The sequence below is a fragment of the Streptomyces sp. NPDC001515 genome (assembly GCF_053597115.1).
Window position 1 is genome coordinate 35141 of record NZ_JBSFHN010000031.1, and the last position, 18270, is coordinate 53410.

Here is an 18270-nt window from a genome sequence, read left to right on the forward strand (position 1 = left end):
GGCCCAAGGCGCTCAACCCGAGACGCCAACTCCGGCGGCTGAGGCCCAGCCGCAAATGAGAAGAGGACATCTTGGAAGGCATCGATCTGCGCACCGCGTTTGTCTTCACCCTGGTTGCAGCCGCCGGCTACATCACCTACCGAAATCCCGCGATCGGCACGGCTGCCGCAGTCGCCCTGGCGTTCGGCCTATTCGCTGATCACTTCTTGCGTCGCCACTGAGCCTTTCCATCGTCGGTCTGAGCTGGCCAGATGCAGGGTGAGGACAGCCCGGACAAGGCTCGTGATGCCGGTGGTCGAGCAGCGGAGCTTGCGGAGGAGCCGCCAGGACTTGAGGGTGGCAACGGCCTGCTCGACCAGGACCCGGGTCTTCGTGTGGGACCGGTTGACGGCCTGCTGGCCTGCTGACAGCGTGTCCCACCTGCCGTGGTAGGGAACACGGACCGTACCTCCGGCTCCTTGGTAGCCCTTGTCGGCCCAGCAGACGGTGCTGGCGCCTGCGAGAGCATCGATGACGCCGTGCTCGCGGGCTGCACGGACGTCATGGACGGCCCCGAGCATGACGGGGAACGCCCACAGCAGCCAGCCGACCAGATCGGCGAGCACCTGCACGTTCACCCCGTGTCTCTTCTGTTTGCCCGAGCAGAACGGCCGATCGGCGGCGATGCGGTCGATCGGCAGGAGCGTGCCGTCCCGCAGGACGAACGCCTTCGTCGACGCCGCCCGGACAGCTTCGGCGAGAGGGTCGGGGCGAGTGCGGCCAAGATATCGACGGCCTCGGTGATGTAGCGGTAGGCGGGTGGCGGTGCCGATCCCGAACCCGGCCGCGAGCTGGGCGGACGGATGACCATTGCGGAGATGCGCGAGAGCAAGCAGGGCCTGCCGCCCCGCACTGAGGCGCCGACGTCGGGTGCCGAGACGACGACGGTGTTCCCGCAGACGATCGGCAAGGAGGCACAGGGCAGGCTGGACACGTCCAGCCCGGGCGGGTGGACAGGCATGCGAAACCTCTGGTGGGCACGGGTCCTTCTTGGTCGAAGACCCATCTCCCAGGGGCTTCGCCCGTCTGTCAGCCGAACTGATCGGCCTGGCCCTCAGATTGGAAAAGGCTCACTGCCGTGCAAGGGACGCTTTCGTTGCCTTCAGCGACCAGACGTGCAGGGAAGACTCAAGTCTCTACTCTTCAGAGGCATCGTCTACGCCAAGGTCGTGGCGCATGACGGCCCTGAGGTCGGACAAGAGAACCCACGATAGTTCCGTCTCGATCTCGAGGGCGCTTAGTTCCTCGGTGCTGGGGTGGCCGCCTGCCATCATCCTCTTCTGCAGCCCGTAGGTCTTGTTGAGCTGATGGTTTGCCGCTCGGGCGTCATCCAGCACGGCGCCAGGCACGATCATTTGCGCTTCTGCATAACTGTCGCGAAGGGCCAGACGCCGCGCCTCGAGCTGCTCGGCGCAAGCCTGCGTTCTAGCAGCGTCCTGGGCGCGTAGGGCATGCATGAGGTTGATCTGCGCGGTCTGGTACTGCCGTGCCGTGGTGTTGAGGGAGATGTAGCAGGCTCGGCGCAGGTCGATCAGTTCGCGTCGTGCCGTAACGCGTGCTTCCTGTTGCCGAATCTGTTCGGCGTGGACGCGGTCTTCGCGTTGCTGACGAGCGGTCGCTTCCAGTTCATGGCGTTTGAGCCGGTCCGCTCTGCTCTGTGTCAGCAGAGCCGCGCCCAGGGTGCCGATCACACCGACGACCGCAACGGCGAGTGCACCCCAGGTCTCTCCCATAGCTCCCACCTTGTATCTGACAGGTGGGGCGTTGCCCTGCCTGCATCAGTGGTGCCGATCATAGGGTTTGGCCATCTGCCATGACCCGCCGCCCGTATCGAAAGAAGCTCTCTGCGGGCATGAGTGAGTCACCAGCGCTACTGGACGCTCTCTTCAGCAGCTGAGGCCCGGGGAAGGGGCTGGTTTGCGTGCAGTGTGCCTGAAACCAGGCGTAGGGCGGCTTGCGCGTCAGGCTCCGCGCCGCCTGGGTCGAGGCAGTGAGTCTGGGGGATATCGAGAACAACACACCGGCCATCGCGGCCGGTGGCGGACGAGTAGACGAGTCCGTGGATGGGCCGTTCCGGGTTGAACACCCGCAGGAGGTATTCGGTGACGATCTGCGTGGGCACATAGGTGAGGTGCTCGTCGGCGCCAGCGTCGGCGCTGAGAAGGTTCACGAACTCGTGAAGAAACATCAGTGCCCGTCGCAGGTGTGCCCGGTCGGTGTCGAAGATGGTCGGTATGGGCCCCAGGCGGGTGAAGTCGATCACCCGACAGGCGCGGGTGATTTCGAAAGCAGCGTAGGTGACGAGCTTGTTGGTGCCGGCGGCGTGGCGGGCGACTTCCTGTATGGCGGTGGTGGGATTGTCGGCTCCGTAGAAAAGGGGGATGCCGGCCGGGCTCATACGGTTGGGGTGGCGCGCCTGAGTTGGCGACGCGGTTCCCAGGTCACATGCCGCCCAGTGCTGTTCGGCGTCATGGGTTCGTGCGCGCCACAGGCGGTGCCCGGCCGGGATCTCGTGGACGAGGTCTACCTGGGGAATGAGGCCGCCAAGAGCATCAAGGATGGCTGGGGCCGGGATTTCTCCCCCACCGAGGTGTGCCTCGGTCTGGCTGGGCGGGGCTAGCCAGAACACATGGCGGGTACGGTACATCACCTCGTGACTGAAACGCCTCCACCCGTCGAGCAGTGCTTCGTCATGCCGAGGCTCGATGAAGTGGCGTTCCACCCAGACGTCGTCGTGACGGGCGGCCTCACGAACGGTCTCTCGCAGGTCCTCGCCCAACAGAGCATCTGCATACTCGTTGACGAGATCATCGCCCTCCCAGTACCTGGTAGGGACCAATTCGCCTCCAAAGTAGGCAAGCTCGTCGCCCGCCAAGGAGAACTCAGTGTGCAGCCCATCAAAAAAGGCTTCCAGGAGGATGTCGAGGGGGGCCGCCGGGGCCCGGGCGCAGTAGTCGCAGGTTTCATCTTCGTCTGCGTCACTCTCGATCGGGACTGCTGCACGGATAGGTGACACCTGACCTGGCTTGCTGAGAGGCGGCCTGGAAGGATGTCGCAGTGCCCAAGCCGTATCCGAAAGAGTTCCGCGAGGACGTCGTGCGGGTCGCACGCAACCGTGAGCCAGGCGTCACGCTGGAACAGATCGCCGCCGACTTCGGCGTCCACCCGATCACGCTGTCGAAGTGGCTGCGCCGCGCCGACACCGACCAGGACGCCGGACCCGCACCGGCGTCGGGTGAGTCGGCCGAGCTGCGCGAGGCCCGCAAACGCATCCGGCTCCTGGAGCAGGAGAACGAGGTTCTGCGGAGGGCTGCGGCGTATCTGTCGCAGGCGAACCTGCCGTCAAAATGATGTACCCGCTCGTCCGCGAGCTGGCCGCCGCCGCTGCCCCTGGCCGGGTGCCGGTGGCGGTGACGTGCCGGGTGCTCGGGCTGGCCCGCCAGCCCTACTACCGGTGGCTGGCCCGGCCCGTCACCGACGCCGATCTGACCGAGGCGTACCGGGCGAACGCGCTGTTCGATGCCCACCGCGAAGACCCGGAGTTCGGCTACCGCTTTCTCCTCGACGAGGCCCATGCGGCCGGTGAGCCGATGGCCGAGCGGACCGCCTGGAAGATCTGTCGCGTCAACCGCTGGTGGAGCGCGTTCGGTAAGCGCAGAGGCCGGGGCAAGAACGGCAAGGTCGGACCTCCGGTCCACGACGACCGAGTGAGGCGAGATTTCACTGCATCAGGGCCGAACCGGCTGTGGCTGACAGACATCACCGAGCACGCCACCGGCGAGGGCAAGCTGTATCTGTGTGCGGTCAAGGACGTCTACTCGGGCCGCATCGTGGGCTACTCCATCGACGCCCGGATGAAGTCCAGCCTCGCCGTCAAAGCCCTGGAATCCGCCGTCGCCCGCCGCAGCCAGGTCGCAGGATGCATCGTGCATTCCGACCGCGGGTCGCAATTTCGCTCACGGAAATTCGTCGCCGTTCTCGCACGTCATCACATGATCGGCTCGATGGGCAGAGTCGGTGCCGCCGGCGACAACGCGGCCATGGAGAGCTTCTTCGCGCTGCTGCGGAAGAACGTCCTCGACCGCCGTGCCTGGGCCACCCGTCAGGAACTGCGAATCGCGATCGTCACCTGGATCGAACGCACCTACCATCGGCGCCGACGTCAGAAACGCCTGGCCCGATTGACCCCCATCGAGTACGAGACCATCATGACCCCACCCGCAGCCCTGGCTGCATAAAACTCCGCTGTCACCTACTCGTGCAGCAGTCCCATCTTCCTGGCGAGGGCCTCGTCATTGACGCACCTGGCGCAGACAAACCCATACCCATAGTCCCAGCCCTGGTCTGCCTGTGCTTGCTCCACGTCATCTGCTCCCACGTGGGACACGGTAGTGGTCGAAATCGCACTCGTGCGAGAGCAGGACGGCTTGCTGTGTCACTGCGCGCATCTGCCCGGCTGCGGATTAGGTGAACGCCAGCTCGCAGAAGGCGTTGCGGACGTCGGTCAGCGGCTGACGGTCGCGGGTGTAATAGAGCTTGTTGGTCAGGAGTACAGCCCATCGGTCCTCAGCGGGAGAGATCCACATGCCGGTGCCGGTGAAGCCGTAGTGGACCCAGACGTCCTGCTCGTCGTTGGTGCTAGGGGCAGGGTGCCAGAACAGGCCGCGCTCCGGTTGGAGGCCGCCGGTCTGCACCGTGAGGGAGTAGGCACTCCACTCCGCGCCGAAGCCGGCCTCGGCGGGGGCCGTGGTCGGGGCGAGCATGTAGCGCAGGAAGGCGGCCAGGTCGTCGAGGACGGTGAAGACGCCGGCGATACCGCATACGCCGCCGAGGAGCCGGGCGGAGAAGTCGTGGGCGACGCCCTTGAGGTGGGTGTCGGTGTCCTGGTCGAGTTCCGTGGGGGCACACCGGGCCGCGATGTCCGCTGGCAGCGGCCCGAAGCGGGTGGAGTTCATGCCGAGCGGGCGCCAGGTCCTCGTCTCGGCCAGCTGGTCGAGCGACTGGCCGGAGAGATGTTCGGCGAGGTAGCCGAGGATGAGGGCGGCCCGGTCGGTGTACTCGACGGCCTCCCTGGGGGGCCGGTTGAGGGCTTCGTGCAGAGCTCCGCGGCGGATGGCGACGGGGTCGGTGCCGTAGAGGTTCTTCAGCTGGGCGCGGAGAGGTAGCCCGGCGGTATGGGTCAGGAGCTGGCGAGCTGTTACGGCGCCGAGGGGATGACCCGCGACCTCGTCCCAGAAGGTGCCGAGCGGGGCGTCGAGGTCGAGGACGCTGTCCTCCCACAGCGCGCCGATGGACGCCCAGACTGCAAGGATCTTGGTCAGGCTGGCGGCGTCGAAGACAGTGTCCCGCCGCATCCTCACGTCGGGTTCATCGGGATCCACGGCCCCGGTGGCACCGCACGCCTGGACTCCGCCGGAGTCGCCGACTGCCCACACCGCGCCCGGATAGACCTTGTCGCGCACGCCTTCGCTCAGCAGGTTCTCGATGCGGTTGGTGTGGAACGGCATGGTCTCCCTCATCGTGTGGGCGTCCCGGCGGCCAGCGTAGTGAAGTGAGTGGTGCGGGACGGGCAGCGGCGTGCCGCTGGGATGCAGGGTGCGTTGCCCGACCCGCTGGTCTCAGGAGAGCCGGCGGCCGAGGCTGGCCAGCTCTCGGGCGGTCTTCGACAGGGGGTAGCGGGCGGCGTTGGCGTATCCGGCCTGCCTGAGGGCCGCGAGGAGTCCACGTTCGGTTCGCAAGCGATCAAGATCCCGGCTGAGCACGGAGGGGTGAGTGAAGTCGGCGGTCATACCGGAGCCACCGAGGGCTTCGTTGAGGCCGGGGACCGGCTGGTAGAGGACGGGGAGTCCACAGGCTTGGGCTTCGAGGGCGACCAGGCCCATGGCCTCCAGGGTCGTGGAAGGCATGACGAGTAGGTCGTGCTCGGCAAACGTTCTCCACAGCTGGGGACGGCGAAGCCAGCCGAGATAGCGGGCCCTCACTCCCGCCTGCTGTAGCTGTGGGGCCAGCGCACGGAATTGAGCGCTGGGTGCGGCGATCGACAGTTCGATGCCCTTGAGCGGGGCCACGCTCCGGAGCAGCGCTTCCACGCCCTTCTCAGCGGTAAGTCGACCCGCGTACAGCAAGCGGAAGTGGCCCCTGGCCGTGCGTACGGGCCGGGTCGGCGGCTGAGTGAGGTGGTGGTCGGGGATTCCCCACGGGATACGGGTGATCTTGCGGCGCTCGGTCTGCGGGGCGAGCTTGAGGAGGTGATCGGCCATCGCGCTGGTGGGTACGACGATGGCGTCGGCGGCGCGGGCGGTCGCTCTCAGGACCTGGAGCTGGTCGTGGTGGGCTTCGGCGAAGATCAGGTCGGTGCCGTGCACCAAGGCGATTCGGGGGTGTTGGGGGAAGGCCCGGATCAGCGCTGGTGTCGCCCCGAATGCGAGGTGTTGCAGATGCAGGATTCCGACGTCTGCCGGATCTACCGCCCTGACCAGCGCCCGCTGGAGGGTGGCAACATAGTGCTGGAAGGCATAACCAGTCAGGCACTTGCCCGGCGCCTCCACCAGACCCAGCCCTGCTGGTGCTGTCGGCCTCGGCCCCCTGCCCTCGGGCGCGAGCATGAAGGCTCGGGCGGGCAGGAGCGGATCGCTGCCGGTGTACAGGTCCAGAAAGAGTTCGACGCTTCCGCCGGGGCTCGGAAACGGCAGGTCGAGGGCCGTGAGGATGGTGGGGTTCACGCGTGGCCTCCCGGGTTTTCCTCGTAAAGGCGGGATGTTTCGATGCCCTGGCTTGCCCGGTATTTGAGGCCGTGGTCCTGGTAGCTGGCCGCAGCGCCGAGGGCCTGGAGGAAGACCAGCTTTCCGAAGGTCATGCGTGGGTAGACCCGAACCGGTCGGCTGGCGCGGATCTCCAGGGTCCAGCGGATGGCGTGGCCCTGGTGTCCGAGGGGAGCGGAAACGTGCACCCAGATGCCGAGCGCGCCGATCGTTCTGTTGCCGTTGAGGAACTGCGCGTACGTCTCCGAGCCGGTTCGCTCGTACGTCGTTCCCAGGTAGAGGACCTCCGGCCGAAGCAGGTAGCCCGTGCCGGGGATCACCACTTCCTGGAACTCGGTCGGCTTGGCTGCGTCCAAGGAGCCGTCGTGGAAGCGCAGGGTGTCGCCGAGGCTCCAGTCGTAGGCGTTGGGGGACACCCTCTGCGGTTCGTACGGCTCGATGGTGATCTCGCCAGAGGCTCTGGCGGCGGTGATGGCGGGGCCGGTGAGGATCACGAGGCCACCGCCCGTAAGGCGGCGAGGTCGCGCCAGTACGCGGAGGGCTGGGGGCCGGCAGCGGACTGGTACTTGCCCGAGTAGAGCGCCACCGGGCCGACGGACACGAAGAACATGATCTGGCCGATTCGCATGCCGGGGTACACGCGCAACGGTCGTATCGGGGAGAGCATGAGCGTCCACTGACCGTGAAAGCCGATGTCGCCGATGGGTGCGGTGATCTCGACGAACAGGCCGAGGCGGCCTATCGAGGAACGGCCGAAGAGCAGCGGCACGAATGTGTTGGAGCCGACCTCTTCGATGGTGTGGCCGAGGTAGAGCTGGCCGGGTTGGAGTTCGTAGCCGTCGGCGCCGATCTCGATCGGCACGGTGGGATTCGGCTGGTGGGCGTCGAGTGTGTCGGCGGCGTACGTGAGCAGTGTCCCGCCGAGACGGACGTTGTAGCTGTTGGGGTTGATCTGCGTCGGTTCGAACGGGGAGATGCGGATGCGGCCGTCGGTCGCGGCCTGGGCGATCTCAGGTCCGGTGAGGATCATCGCAAGCCTCCATCGGTGAGCGTGTGCTGCACGGCTTGGCCGAGGGCGATACCGGCCTGTTGCGTACGGCCTCCGAGGTACGTCTCGGCCAGATAGCCGGTGGTGAGCACGGTCGGCACGCGGTCGGGCAGGGGCTCGGGAGCGAACACGATCGGGCCGGCTCTCTCCGCGAGATGAGAGAGGAAGGCCGTCGGGTCTGTGGCGAAGGGCTCGGGCACGCGGGCGTGGACGAGCTGGTTGTTGAAGGGCTCGATGGCCAGGAGCGTTCCCGTGGTGAGCGTGGTCCCGAGCTGGACCGTGCGGAGGGCCGTTTCGTTGAGTACGACGGCTTCGGCGCCCAAGCCGCTGTGGAGGCGGTTGGAGAGGTCTTGGAGGAGGGCCCGACGTTCGAGAAGGCGGTTCTCGTACGGATGCCGGATCGGTCCGAGCGGTGTGCGCAGCTCCTCGCGGACAGTGTCGATGGCTTCTCGTACCGGCGTGAGCTCGTCCGGGAGCCCGTCCGCTGCTGGGAAGTCCGCCAGTCGACCCGCCCAGCCGGAGTGCAAAGGCTGCGCGAGTGCGTATCCCGCTGCCAGCTCGCGTCCCTTGAGGACGAGCGTGTCTCCGACGGGCACCGGCTTCGGGCGGCCGCTGTGGCAGTGTCCGGCGAAGACGACGTCCAGGAACGGGCAGGCGGCGGCCAGCTTGAGGTCCTCGTCGAACCCGGCATGGCTCAGCACCACCCAGGAGTCCGCCTGGTGGTGATGGGCCAGCATCAGCTCGCGCAGTGCACGCACGGGCTCGACGACACGGTGGCCGGCTCGCTGGTCGGGCGGGATGGCGTTGAATGCCTGCGGCCCGATGACGCCCGTGAGGGCGATACGGCGGGTGCCGATGCGCACCAGGCGGACCTGGTGGAAGAGCGGCTCACCGGTGTCGTCGCCGACGACGTTCGCGCACACGCTGATGTCGTGGAGGGCGGGTTCGAGGTGGTGGCTCCAGCCGTGATTGCCCGGAACGACGGCGTCGTAGAGACGGAGGAGGACCTCCCTCTCGATCTGTCCCCGGCCGAGCCGGTAGTAACCCGTGCCCTCGAAGAAGTCCCCGCAGTCGATGACGAGGCTGTCGTGTCTCATGGCGTGCAGGTGCGCGAGCATCGGTGCGGCGTCGTCGAACGCCGAGTGGAAGTCGGTGGTGGCGATGATGCGCTGGAGGCGTCTCGGGGCGGTCATGGGGTGACCTCGCAGATGTCGGCCCCGAGTGCGAGGAGCTTGCCGGGCAGGTCGGCGTGGCCGCGGCGGATCTGGTCGACTCTGCCGAGCGTGGTGACGCCTCGGGCGGTGAGCCCGGCGATCATCAGCGCCGAACCCGTACGGATGTCGGTCGCCTCCACCCCGGCACCCGTCAGGCGCTGCGGTCCGGTGAACCGGCATTCGGTGGTGGACAGTTCGGAGATGACTCCCCCCATGCGGACGAGCTGAGGGATGAGGTTGCTGTGGCGGCCCGGGTTGATCGGGTCAGAGAAGAAGTGCGTGCCGGGGAATCCCAGCGCGAGGCCGAGGAGCGGTGGCTCGAAGTCGGCGTCGAGGCCGTTGGGAGCGAGGGAGGCCATGGCCCGGAACGGCCGACCGGTCGGCTGGATGTCCCGACCGTGCACGACGAGCGCCTCGGCTTCGTAGGCGGTAGGGATGCCCACCCGGTTCAGCGCAGTGATCAGCGGTGCTATGTCGGAGGCGAGGACACCCTCAACCCGGGCGGTGCCCCCGGTTGCGGCCACGGCACAGGCCAGCGTCCCGGCCTCGATCTTGTCTCCGGGCACTTTCCAGACGGGTACGTCCTGCGAAACCGAGGACGGCGCTACGAGGGTGAGGACGCGCTCACCGGCACGGCACTCGTAGCCGATGGCCTTCAGCGCGTTCAGTACGCCGAGGACCTCCGGGGAGAGGTTCGGCTGACCGAGCCGGAGCGGCGTACCGGCGACCACGGCGCGCAGGATCGCGGCGATCGTCGCCCCGCGTGAGCGGAACGGCAGTACCAGCGACACCGTGCCCCGGACCACCGTGCCGACTTCGACCAGGTACCCGCGATCATCCACGCGGATCCGGTCGCCGAAGGCTTCGTACACCTTGAAGTGCTGTTCCATGCCACGGTCGCCGATCCGGCACCCGCCGGGCCAAGGGAGCCGGGCTCGGCCGCACCGGGCGAGAAGGGCGGGGACGAGGTAGTAGGAAGCACGGATGCTGGACGCGGCATCACCCAGATCGTCGGGCGCCACGGCCGTCTCGCCAGGGAGGACAAGGGCGGTTGGGCCCTCACTGAGCGGGTGAGCGGCGTTCCAGCCCGCCTGCTGCAGCAGGCGGAGCAGAGTCCGTACGTCGGAGCTGGCAGGCACGTTGTCGAGGCGCACGGGGCGAAGGAGGGCAGCCGCAGCCGCGATGAGCGGGAGCGCGGCATTCTTCGAACCGTCGACCGGCACAGCACCGGTGAGCGGCCGTCCGGGCCGGATCGCGATGACCTCGGATGTGACTGCGGGGGCACAGGTATTCACATGCAGCTCCTCTGCGTAGGAGGGGCCGAGGCGGATACAGCCCCGGCGGAAGGTGGAACCGTCGCGTCGATTTCGGCCCAGCAGCACTTGCCGGAGTCCGTCGGTGCCATACCGAAGCGGTCCGCGAGGACGCCGACGAGGAAGAGACCGCGTCCGCCCTCGCTGCCCTTGTCCGGCAGCGCCGGCTTCGGCGCGGTGCGGCTCGCGTCGCTGACCTCCACCCGCACAACCCCGCCGGAGAGCTGAGCCCTGACGCCGATCGGCTGGTGGCCGGCATAACGGACCGCGTTCGTGACGAGTTCGCTGACGACCAACTCGACCGTGTGGACGGCTTCCGGCATCGCGACCACCGTCGGCCATGCGGCTATGGCCTCCCGCACCCGGCGCCGCGCCACGGGCACGGCAACCGGTGTCGGCGGGAGAGTAAAGGTGAGCTGGTGCGCTTCCACGAGCGGCCTCCAGGAGTCGGTTGCGACCACCCCAAGAAACCGCGCCCACAACGCAGTTCGCGACGACCTGTGCCCGTACTGCATCGTCTATGCAGAAGCTGCATGAAGCCCCTGCACCGCTCGCCTACGCTCGTTCACGAGGGCATGCTCGGTGAGGACGGAAGGGCATGGATGGCAGACGTGAAGACCGAAGCCGAGAAGATCGGCGAGGCGATCAAGCACGCCCGCCAGCGCGCCGGCCGCTCGCAGACCGACGTTGCCACCGCCCTGGGCTACCACCAGTCGAAGCTCAGCCGCCTGGAGAACGGGCGGGGCACGGAAGACACCCGGGTTTTGCGTGCAGTCGCAGCCGAACTCGGCATCCCCCTACGCCTCCTCGGCCTGAGCACTACCGGCCCGTCCACAGAACCGACCGACGATCCCGAGACAGAAGAAATGCGCCGCCGCACCTTCCTCGCCGGGAGCATCGCCTCCTTCACGGCCCACACCGCGCCTGCCACGGCTGCCCACGCCGACCTCGTCCGCGCCCTCCTCCCCGGCCCGGAGATCGCGTCCGCTCAGACAGGAGCCTCGGGCACAGCCTCTCTGGAGTCCCGCGTCGCCGCCGCCCGGCGCCTGTTCTCCATGTGCGACTACGCACAGCTGGAAGCCGTCCTGCCCGCTTTGCTCACCGACCTGCGGGAGGCTGCGGCTGGGCACCGCAACGGGACCGAAGCGTCCGGACTCCTGGCCACTGCGTATCAGACGTCGACCAGCCTGCTGCTCAAGCAGGGCGACCACGGCAATGCCTGGCTCGCGGTCGGCCGCGCCCTCTCCGAAGCCGAGCGCTCCGGCGACCCCGTTGTCCTCGCCTCCAGCGTCCGCGTGCACGCGCACGTCCTGACCCGAGAGAAACACACCGCCCAAGCCGTCACCCTCGTCCGGCACACGGCGGGCCAACTCGCCGGGGCATACGACCAGCGGTCCCCTCGCTACCTGGCCGCCGTGGGGCTACTTCTCCTCCGGGGCGTCACAGCCGCCAGCACCGCCGGAGACCGCGCAGCCACATGCGAGTTCCTCGACGAAGCCCGGAGCGTCGCCCGCTACGTCGCGCTTGACCAGCCCGACGCCTGGGCGAACTTCAGCCCCACCAACCTCTCGCTTCACGCCGTGAGCGCCGCAGTCGCCTTCGGTGACGCGGGCATCGCCCTGAACACCGCCGCGCCCCTCATGCGGCGCCACATCCCCGTCCCTGAACGCCGAGCGGCACTGTGGGTCGAAGCGGCCCGTGCGTACAGCCAGCAGGGCCGCCTCGCGGAGGGCTACCAGGCTCTGCGTATCGCCGAATCTTGCGCCGCCCAGGACGTACGCCGCCCCGCAGTCCGCGACCTGGTGGTCGACATGGCCGCCCGCGACCGGCGACGTACGCTGCCCGAACTCCACCGACTGAGCCGACGACTGGGAGCCCCAGCGTGACGACACAACCCTTCATCTACGTCGTCGTCTGCGCAGCCGGTATCGCGGGCGACGCCCACAAGCTGATCACCGCCGCACAGAACAAGGGCTGGGGCGTCGGGGTCGTAGCCACACCCCAAGGACTCGGCTTCCTCGACACGGAAGCGATCGAGGCCCAGACCGGCTACCTGATCCGCTCCGCCTGGCGCAGTCCCGGCGACCCGCGCCCCCTCCCACCTGCCGACGCCATCGCCGTCGCGCCCGCCACCTTCAACACGATCAACAAATGGACGGCCGGCATCGCCGACACCCTGGCCCTCGGCATCCTGTGCGAGGCATACGGGCTCGGCACCCCGACCGCCGTCCTCCCGTACGTGAACACGGCCATGGCCGCCCACCCGGCGTACGACCGGAGCCTGAACCAGCTCCGCGAGATGGGTGTACGGATCGGGTCGTACGAGCCGCACCGGCCGAAGGCGGGAGGTGGAGCGGACCGCTTCCGGTGGGAGGAGGCGCTGGAGCTGTTGGAGGGCAAGATCGCCGATCTTCCCGGAAGCTGATCGCCATGTGGGGCTGCTGGTCAACGCCGGCGACTGTGTGAGGACGAGCGCGCGGCAGTCGGCGTGCTGCCTGTCGGGGGCGGTATACGTCGGACGGTGCTGCGGGCCATGGCTGCCTGGGAGCGTGGGCTGGGTGTGTGGCGTTGGCCGAGGCGGTGCAGGCGCCAGGTCAGAGCGCGGGCGGGGTTGCGGGCGTCGTCGAGGGTGCGTTGATCGAGGGCCTGTTCGAGGAGTGTGGCCGGGTTGTGACCCGCTGTCTCGGCTTCGGCGAGGACAGCGGCAAGGGCGCCCCAGACAGGGTCGTTCAGGATGCGATCGGCGTGCGCCCCGTCTCCCCTCCCCGCTCGCCCACATCGACCCACCCGACACCGACTTCATCGAGGAGATCGATTTTTGAAGGGTTCCACCCATCGCCGCTGCTACTGCCGAGACGCCCACACCGGCAAGCCGCTCGGCAAGAAGTGCCCCAAGCTCACCAGCCGCAATCACGGCTCCCACTCCATCCGCCAGGAACTACCGCCCCGCGAAGACGGCACCCGCTGCTCCTACAGCCGCGCCGGCTACGACACGCTCAAGGCCGCCCAGCGCGATCTCGACCATGTCCGCGCGCTCCTCGCCCTGGCCGACACGGACGATCACGACAGCCCCCAGCGGCTCGTCACGCCGGTACATCTCCACCGAAGTGCTCCGGCGTCAGGAGCCGGTGCAGTCTGGCCACCGACACATTCGACGCGTCAAGCCAGTCGCGCAATACGCGGACGAGGTCATTGATCTCCTTGCACGCCCCGCGTGCCTCCGTCCACGGTCGCCCCGGCCGCTTCGCTGTCCCCACGCAGTCTCTCCCCAGCGAGTTGTTCTTCGAACAACCCTCGTTGTCCCAGAAACAACATCCAACCGGCTTATCGCGCAGGTGGGAGGTGGATCGTCGATTCAAGGCGGTGCGCGAGTGCATCGTCACCTGCTGAACCGACTCGGAGGGGATCCGTGAGCCTCACCCACACTGCGATGCTGGTCCTGACGATCACCCTGGCCGTGGTCCTCTCGCTGCTTACAGCCGGCGCGGCCTTCGCCGTCGCCCGCTGGGGCGGTAGCCCGGTCCCTACGTGCATCGCCGCATTTGGCAAGGCGTTCGCTACGTCCCTGTCGGTGATCAGCGCCGTCCACGTGGTCGTGGTCACGGTCGTCAAGTAGTCAGCGATCTGCCGCACCGGCCACGGCTGTCAGAGGTGTCGGCGAGGATGCCCGGCATGAACGAGTACGACGATCTGCTGGAGCGCGTCTCCATCAGGGCTGCGGCAAGCAGACCGCACCGTCCCCCTGTGACCGCAGACGCCCTCGCTGCGGCCAAGGAACGCCTTGGGTTCCCCTTGCACCCCCTCCTTGCAGCCCTCTACCGGCAGGCGGGGGACGGGGGCTTCGGCCCTGAGTACACGCTCTTCCCTCTCGCCCGGACAACGGCTGCAGAAGAAGACACCGTGGTCGACGGCTACCTCGCCCGCGTACCGACCGCGGACGCGGACACCTGGTGGTCCTGGCCCAAGGGGGTCGTGCCGATCCTCGACTGGGGCTGCGCCGTGATCGCCGCCGTCGACTGCCTGAGCGAGGACGGGACGGTCCTGGTCTTCGATCCGAACGCGATCACCGACCAGGACCTCACCCGCGCCTGGTTCGTCGACGCGAGCAGCTTGGCCGAATGGCTGGAGACATGGCTGGCCGGCACCGGCTGGTACGAGGAGGACATGGTCGACGAGGAGTTCGACATGGTCCCGTGGGCGGATGCCGCTTCACGCTTGTAGCCGAGAGACCCTCACCTGCCCCTCGGTCCACATCCAGCTCAGCCCGTCCGCTCACGCATCGCTCACGCACGCCCCCCGGAACGACGAAGCGCCCCGCCCGGTCGAAACCGGGAGGGGCGCTCCGTATCAGGTCAGAGGGTCTCCCCTCGTCTGTGCTTGGTAGGCCGTGTGGGACTCGAACCCACAACCAACGGATTAAAAGTCCGCTGCTCTGACCAATTGAGCTAACGGCCCTCGGCACATCACCCCCGAGCATAGCCCGCCGCGGCCCAGCCGCCGATCGGGTATCGGTCGGCGGGGGTTTCGCGGGGTTCTGCCGGGGGTGGGGGTGCGGGGAAGGCGCCCCCGTGGGACGGGGGCGCCTTGCGTCGGGGCGGGTCAGGTGAGGCGGTTGTACATGAGCCAGCCGCCGCCGATCTTCGCGCGGGTGGCGAAGAGGCCCTTGCCGTCGCCCTGGTAGCTCCAGAGGACGCCCGAGGTGTCGCGGGCCAGGAGGTCCGCCTTGCCGTCGCCGCTGATGTCGCCGACGCCGACGAGCGCGTCGTAGACCTGCCAGCCGCCGCCGACCTTGACGCGGGTGCCGAGCGTCGTCGCGCCCGTGCCGCTCGCGGGGTAGCGCCACAGGACGCCGGCCGTGTCGCGGGCCAGGAGGTCGGGCTTGCCGTCGCCGTTGAGGTCGCCGGCACCGGCCAGCAGATAGCCCTTCCAGCCCTTGCCGATCTGGAGGCGGGCCTTGAAGACGCCCGCGCCCTTGCTCTCGTACAGGAAGAGCAGACCGGTCGAGGTCTCGCGGGCGATCAGGTCCGCCCGGCCGTCACCGGTCACATCGCCCGGGGACGTCAGCGCGTCGTAGACGTTCCAGCCGAGGCCGACCTTCGTGTACGGCGTCGCGGGGGTCAACGCGGCGCCGCAGGCGGGGCGGTAGGAGCGCAGTTCGCCGCTCTTCACCCGGACCAGCACGTCGTTGCAGCGGTCGCCGTCGCCGTCGTCGAACGGGACGGCGGCCGTGACCGTGGAGGTGCCCGTCCAGCCCGCGCCGGAGACCTTGGCGTCGACCCGGCCCGTGCCCGTACCGGTACCGGCGCGGAAGTCCGCGACGCCGGCCGGGGTGAACGCGAGGAGGTCGCCGAAGCCGTCGTTGCCGGTGAAGTCGCGGGCGACGGCGGCGCCGCCGGTGATCTTCACCGTGTTCGAGACGGACAGGGCGGCGCCCTGCCCGTCGGCCGGCTTGGCCGTCAGCGTCCAGGTGTACGCGCCGTTGGCGACGAGCCGGCCGGCCGTGTCCTTGCCGTCCCAGGCGGCGGTGAGCGAACCCCGGACCTCGCCGCCGGTGACCGTGCGGACGACCTGGCCGGACGCCTTGTTCTTCACGGTCAGCTGCCAGGAGGCGGCGGGCTTGGACAGCCACCAGGTGCCCGTCCACCGGGGCGCCGAGGCGCGCAGGTCGAGCGAGGCGGCCGGAGCCCGGGTGTCGATGACCGACAGCGCGGAGGCGGGGATGCCGGTCGGGACCACGCGCACCCGGCGGTCCTGGCCGGTGTACGCGACATGCCCGCCGAAGCGGTCCACGGTCCAGCCGGAACGCCGCACCGTGCTGTCGCCCAGGTCGGCCGCGTTCACCAGCACCCGCCGGGGCAGGTCCGCGGACGCGCCCGAGGCCGGCAGGCCGGCGTGCAGGTCGTAGAGGGTCAGCCCGTCCTTCTCGGTGTACGCGACGAAGTAGCCGTCGCCCAGCAGGCCGCGGCCCTCGGGCGCGGTCGTCGTCCGACCGGTCTGCCGGTCGCTGATTCCGGCGCCCCGGACCCAGGAGCCGTCCCGGCACTCCCAGTACACCCACCGGCCCACGGCCTGGAGCTCACTGGGGACGCATCCGTTCGGCGTGGTGAAGGAGGCACCGGCCGCGCCCGTGGACAGCGTCTTCGAGGTGATCGTGGACGAGCCCGGGAGGTTGCTCCAGAGCGTGCCGCCCCACAGCGCGGCGCTCTGCTTCCCCGTCTCCACGATCGCGCCCGGGTCGGAGCCCTTGAACTCGGCGATCCGCTGGGTTCCGCCCGTGCCCTGGCCGATCACGCCGTACCGGCCGGAGAGGTCCGCGAGTTCCGGCGACGACAGCCCGGTGGTGAGCTGCGGGCCCCATTTCCGCTCACCGTTGCGGTAGAGCATGGTCACGTCCTGCTCGGTGGCGTCCTTGCGGCCGTGGAAGCCGTCGCCGCTCGCGAACATGGTCACGCAGTAGGTGGCGTCGAGCCAGCCGCAGTCCGCGTCCCGCCCGCCGATGAGTCCGTCCTGCGTGGTGCGGATCTCCTCGGGGCGGCCGGAGGTCTTCAGCCAGGTGCTCCGGTAGCCGCCGACGTACGTGTGCGGCTGGTAGAGGTACGAGTCGTCGGCGGTGGTGAGGATGCCGCTGCCGAGCGCGATCCCGGCGGGGCGGGCGGGCATGTCCTCGATGTCCGCGACGCGCGTGCGCGTCACCTTGCCGTCGGCGCCCGCCGTGAACCGGTAGTAGCCCCAGTCGAGGGCCCCGTAATCGGTCCGCTTCTCGGCCCCGGCGACCAGGAGGGAGCCGTCCGGGGTCCGGGTGAGGTCCGTGTGCGAGACCGCGAGCAGTTCCTCGCCCCAGTAGTCGCCCTCGATCAGCGCCAGGCTGTTCCCCCGGTACTCGTTGTTCCCCGCGTTGGCGCGGTCGACCGCCACCAGCGAGTCCCCGAGCATCCGGAACGTCGTGTCGTACATGAAGTTGCGCAGGTCCAGCGGGCGCGGCTCGGCCGCCGGGTCGTTCCGGTCCAGCACCTCCCCGCCGTAGGAACCGATCTGGAGGACGGAGTCAGGGGTCAGGCTGACCGATTCGGCGTGCGCGTCCAGGGTCCTGATCGCCCCGGTCGCGAGGTCGACCAGCCACCACCCGTTCTTCATGGTGGTGTCCTCCCAGAGGATGCCCCGCACGAGCGCCGAGCGGCCGTCCCCTTCCTGGAGGCTCAGGTTCCACCCCTCGGGCAGCCCCTCCAGCCGCTGGTCCTCGATCCCGCCGGCCGTCTGCCGCAGCAGATGGAGGCTCGTGGTGGCGTTCTCGGGGCCGGTGCGGGTGACGACGGTCGTGCCGTACGTCTGGACGTACGTCTGCCCCTGCGGAATCGGCACGACGGTCGTGGCGCCGCCGCCCGCGCGCTGCTGGAGCGTCACGTGCGGGGCGGGCGTCGCCGCGTAGACCGCCACGGTGTCCGACCCCTGGCCGAACCCGGTGGGCCAGGCGCCGATCTCGCGCCCCTCCTCCGGGTTGTACGCGAGCGGCTTCGGCAGCCGCTCCGGCAGGACCGTGGCCGCGCCCGTGGCGTAGTCGATCCAGCGCAGGCGGTCGTCGCCCTCCTGCGCGGTCAGGAAGCCGGTCTCACCGGCGTTGAGGATCCGCGTCTCGCGGGGCACGAAGCGCGCCCCCGGACTCACGACCACGGTGTCGGCCGCCGACGTGCCGGCCACCGCCGCCGAGGTCGTGGCCACCGCCGTCCCGGTGCCGGCCCCGCCGGTGACCGCCAGGCTGATCAGGAGAGCGAGGTGCCCGGACGCACGCCTGCGTCTCCACCCGCTGGATGAGCGAGTCAATGTGAAAGTCCCTCCCCGGGAAACAAGGGCGCGGGAGGGGCTCGCGGCGCGGGAAGAACGCGCTGCGGCCTGCGTGG

16 protein-coding genes, 1 tRNA gene and 3 pseudogenes are annotated in these 18270 nt (G+C 68.9%); 7 read left to right on the top strand and 13 right to left on the bottom strand.

What is annotated here, in order from left to right; translation table 11 throughout:
* The first annotated feature begins 71 nt into the window (after window positions 1-71).
* Window positions 72-221 carry a hypothetical protein gene (locus ACWCXC_RS28165; RefSeq protein ID WP_450685903.1) on the top strand — a complete coding sequence of 50 codons (150 nt, stop codon included), beginning with the start codon at window positions 72-74 and terminating at the stop codon, window positions 219-221.
* On the opposite strand, the pseudogene ACWCXC_RS28170 reads toward ACWCXC_RS28165, so the two are convergent.
* The 3 genes and pseudogenes from ACWCXC_RS28170 to ACWCXC_RS28180 form a co-directional block, all read right to left on the bottom strand.
* Window positions 189-1000 (bottom strand): annotated as a pseudogene (locus tag ACWCXC_RS28170) (transposase family protein). The gene ACWCXC_RS28165 and the pseudogene ACWCXC_RS28170 overlap by 33 nt on opposite strands.
* 175 nt (window positions 1001-1175) lie before the next feature.
* Window positions 1176-1772, bottom strand: a complete 597-nt coding sequence (locus ACWCXC_RS28175) for a hypothetical protein (protein ID WP_450685904.1) — start codon at window positions 1770-1772, stop codon at window positions 1176-1178.
* A 137-nt stretch (window positions 1773-1909) separates the two neighbouring features.
* Window positions 1910-3055, bottom strand: coding sequence for a HEPN-associated N-terminal domain-containing protein (locus ACWCXC_RS28180; RefSeq protein WP_450890895.1), 1146 nt, complete (start codon window positions 3053-3055; stop codon window positions 1910-1912).
* A gap of 41 nt (window positions 3056-3096) precedes the next feature.
* On the opposite strand from ACWCXC_RS28180, the gene ACWCXC_RS28185 reads away from it, so the two are divergent.
* Window positions 3097-4277, top strand: a protein-coding gene (locus ACWCXC_RS28185) for an IS3 family transposase (protein ID WP_450890896.1) whose coding sequence is annotated in 2 segments (ribosomal slippage) — window positions 3097-3381 and window positions 3384-4277 — 1179 coding nt in all. Because the reading frame shifts where the segments join, the coding sequence is not laid out codon by codon here.
* A 225-nt stretch (window positions 4278-4502) separates the two neighbouring features.
* Here ACWCXC_RS28185 and ACWCXC_RS28190 read toward each other — a convergent pair.
* The 7 genes from ACWCXC_RS28190 to ACWCXC_RS28220 form a co-directional block, all read right to left on the bottom strand.
* On the bottom strand, window positions 4503-5546 hold the full coding sequence (locus ACWCXC_RS28190) for a serine hydrolase domain-containing protein (protein ID WP_450890897.1): 1044 nt from the start codon (window positions 5544-5546) through the stop codon (window positions 4503-4505).
* 111 nt (window positions 5547-5657) lie between these two features.
* Window positions 5658-6761 (bottom strand): glycosyltransferase family 4 protein, encoded by a 1104-nt coding sequence (locus tag ACWCXC_RS28195; protein ID WP_450890898.1) that lies wholly within the window; start codon window positions 6759-6761, stop codon window positions 5658-5660.
* Complete coding sequence (locus ACWCXC_RS28200; RefSeq protein WP_450681807.1) at window positions 6758-7294, bottom strand: dCTP deaminase; 537 nt, start codon at window positions 7292-7294, stop codon at window positions 6758-6760. Before ACWCXC_RS28200 ends, ACWCXC_RS28195 begins: the two co-directional genes overlap by 4 nt.
* Window positions 7291-7830, bottom strand: a complete 540-nt coding sequence (gene dcd / locus ACWCXC_RS28205) for a dCTP deaminase (RefSeq protein WP_450890899.1) — start codon at window positions 7828-7830, stop codon at window positions 7291-7293. The genes ACWCXC_RS28200 and dcd overlap by 4 nt, the downstream gene beginning before the upstream one ends.
* Window positions 7827-9041, bottom strand: coding sequence for a metallophosphoesterase (locus ACWCXC_RS28210; protein ID WP_450890900.1), 1215 nt, complete (start codon window positions 9039-9041; stop codon window positions 7827-7829). The genes dcd and ACWCXC_RS28210 overlap by 4 nt, the downstream gene beginning before the upstream one ends.
* Window positions 9038-10357: a UDP-N-acetylglucosamine 1-carboxyvinyltransferase gene (locus ACWCXC_RS28215; RefSeq protein ID WP_450681813.1), complete on the bottom strand. Its 1320-nt coding sequence runs from the start codon at window positions 10355-10357 to the stop codon at window positions 9038-9040. Before ACWCXC_RS28215 ends, ACWCXC_RS28210 begins: the two co-directional genes overlap by 4 nt.
* Window positions 10354-10806 (bottom strand): ATP-binding protein, encoded by a 453-nt coding sequence (locus ACWCXC_RS28220; RefSeq protein ID WP_450681804.1) that lies wholly within the window; start codon window positions 10804-10806, stop codon window positions 10354-10356. Before ACWCXC_RS28220 ends, ACWCXC_RS28215 begins: the two co-directional genes overlap by 4 nt.
* Before the next feature lie 171 nt (window positions 10807-10977).
* Between ACWCXC_RS28220 and ACWCXC_RS28225 the strand changes: the two genes are divergently transcribed.
* Window positions 10978-12261 carry a helix-turn-helix domain-containing protein gene (locus ACWCXC_RS28225; protein ID WP_450681812.1) on the top strand — a complete coding sequence of 428 codons (1284 nt, stop codon included), beginning with the start codon at window positions 10978-10980 and terminating at the stop codon, window positions 12259-12261.
* Window positions 12258-12800: a flavoprotein gene (locus ACWCXC_RS28230; RefSeq protein WP_450681803.1), complete on the top strand. Its 543-nt coding sequence runs from the start codon at window positions 12258-12260 to the stop codon at window positions 12798-12800. The genes ACWCXC_RS28225 and ACWCXC_RS28230 overlap by 4 nt, the downstream gene beginning before the upstream one ends.
* Before the next feature lie 20 nt (window positions 12801-12820).
* Here the strand turns inward: ACWCXC_RS28230 and ACWCXC_RS28235 are convergent.
* Window positions 12821-13123 (bottom strand): annotated as a pseudogene (locus ACWCXC_RS28235) (mobilization protein); the annotation flags it as partial.
* Window positions 13124-13193: 70 nt separating this feature from the next.
* Between ACWCXC_RS28235 and ACWCXC_RS28240 the strand changes: the two are divergent.
* The 3 genes and pseudogenes from ACWCXC_RS28240 to ACWCXC_RS28250 all read left to right on the top strand — a co-directional run.
* Window positions 13194-13442, top strand: a pseudogene (locus ACWCXC_RS28240) (site-specific integrase); the annotation flags it as partial.
* A gap of 342 nt (window positions 13443-13784) precedes the next feature.
* Window positions 13785-13991, top strand: a complete 207-nt coding sequence (locus ACWCXC_RS28245; RefSeq protein ID WP_450681802.1) for a hypothetical protein — start codon at window positions 13785-13787, stop codon at window positions 13989-13991.
* A gap of 56 nt (window positions 13992-14047) precedes the next feature.
* Window positions 14048-14596 carry an SMI1/KNR4 family protein gene (locus ACWCXC_RS28250; RefSeq protein ID WP_450681801.1) on the top strand — a complete coding sequence of 183 codons (549 nt, stop codon included), beginning with the start codon at window positions 14048-14050 and terminating at the stop codon, window positions 14594-14596.
* A 157-nt stretch (window positions 14597-14753) separates the two neighbouring features.
* Here ACWCXC_RS28250 and ACWCXC_RS28255 read toward each other — a convergent pair.
* Both ACWCXC_RS28255 and ACWCXC_RS28260 read right to left on the bottom strand, forming a co-directional pair.
* Window positions 14754-14830 (bottom strand) — tRNA-Lys (locus ACWCXC_RS28255).
* 144 nt (window positions 14831-14974) lie between these two features.
* Window positions 14975-18091 (bottom strand): FG-GAP-like repeat-containing protein, encoded by a 3117-nt coding sequence (locus ACWCXC_RS28260; protein ID WP_450890901.1) that lies wholly within the window; start codon window positions 18089-18091, stop codon window positions 14975-14977.
* Window positions 18092-18270 lie beyond the last annotated feature (179 nt).

Bases quoted from the DNA above. Each gene is read 5' to 3' on its own strand.
- ACWCXC_RS28225 (WP_450681812.1), top strand. From the start codon at position 10,978: ATGGCAGACGTGAAGACCGAAGCCGAGAAGATCGGCGAGGCGATCAAG.
- dcd (WP_450890899.1), bottom strand. From the start codon at position 7,830: ATGATCCTCACCGGACCTGAGATCGCCCAGGCCGCGACCGACGGCCGC.
- ACWCXC_RS28210 (WP_450890900.1), bottom strand. From the start codon at position 9,041: ATGACCGCCCCGAGACGCCTCCAGCGCATCATCGCCACCACCGACTTC.
- ACWCXC_RS28190 (WP_450890897.1), bottom strand. From the start codon at position 5,546: ATGCCGTTCCACACCAACCGCATCGAGAACCTGCTGAGCGAAGGCGTG.
- ACWCXC_RS28175 (WP_450685904.1), bottom strand. From the start codon at position 1,772: ATGGGAGAGACCTGGGGTGCACTCGCCGTTGCGGTCGTCGGTGTGATC.
- ACWCXC_RS28250 (WP_450681801.1), top strand. From the start codon at position 14,048: ATGAACGAGTACGACGATCTGCTGGAGCGCGTCTCCATCAGGGCTGCG.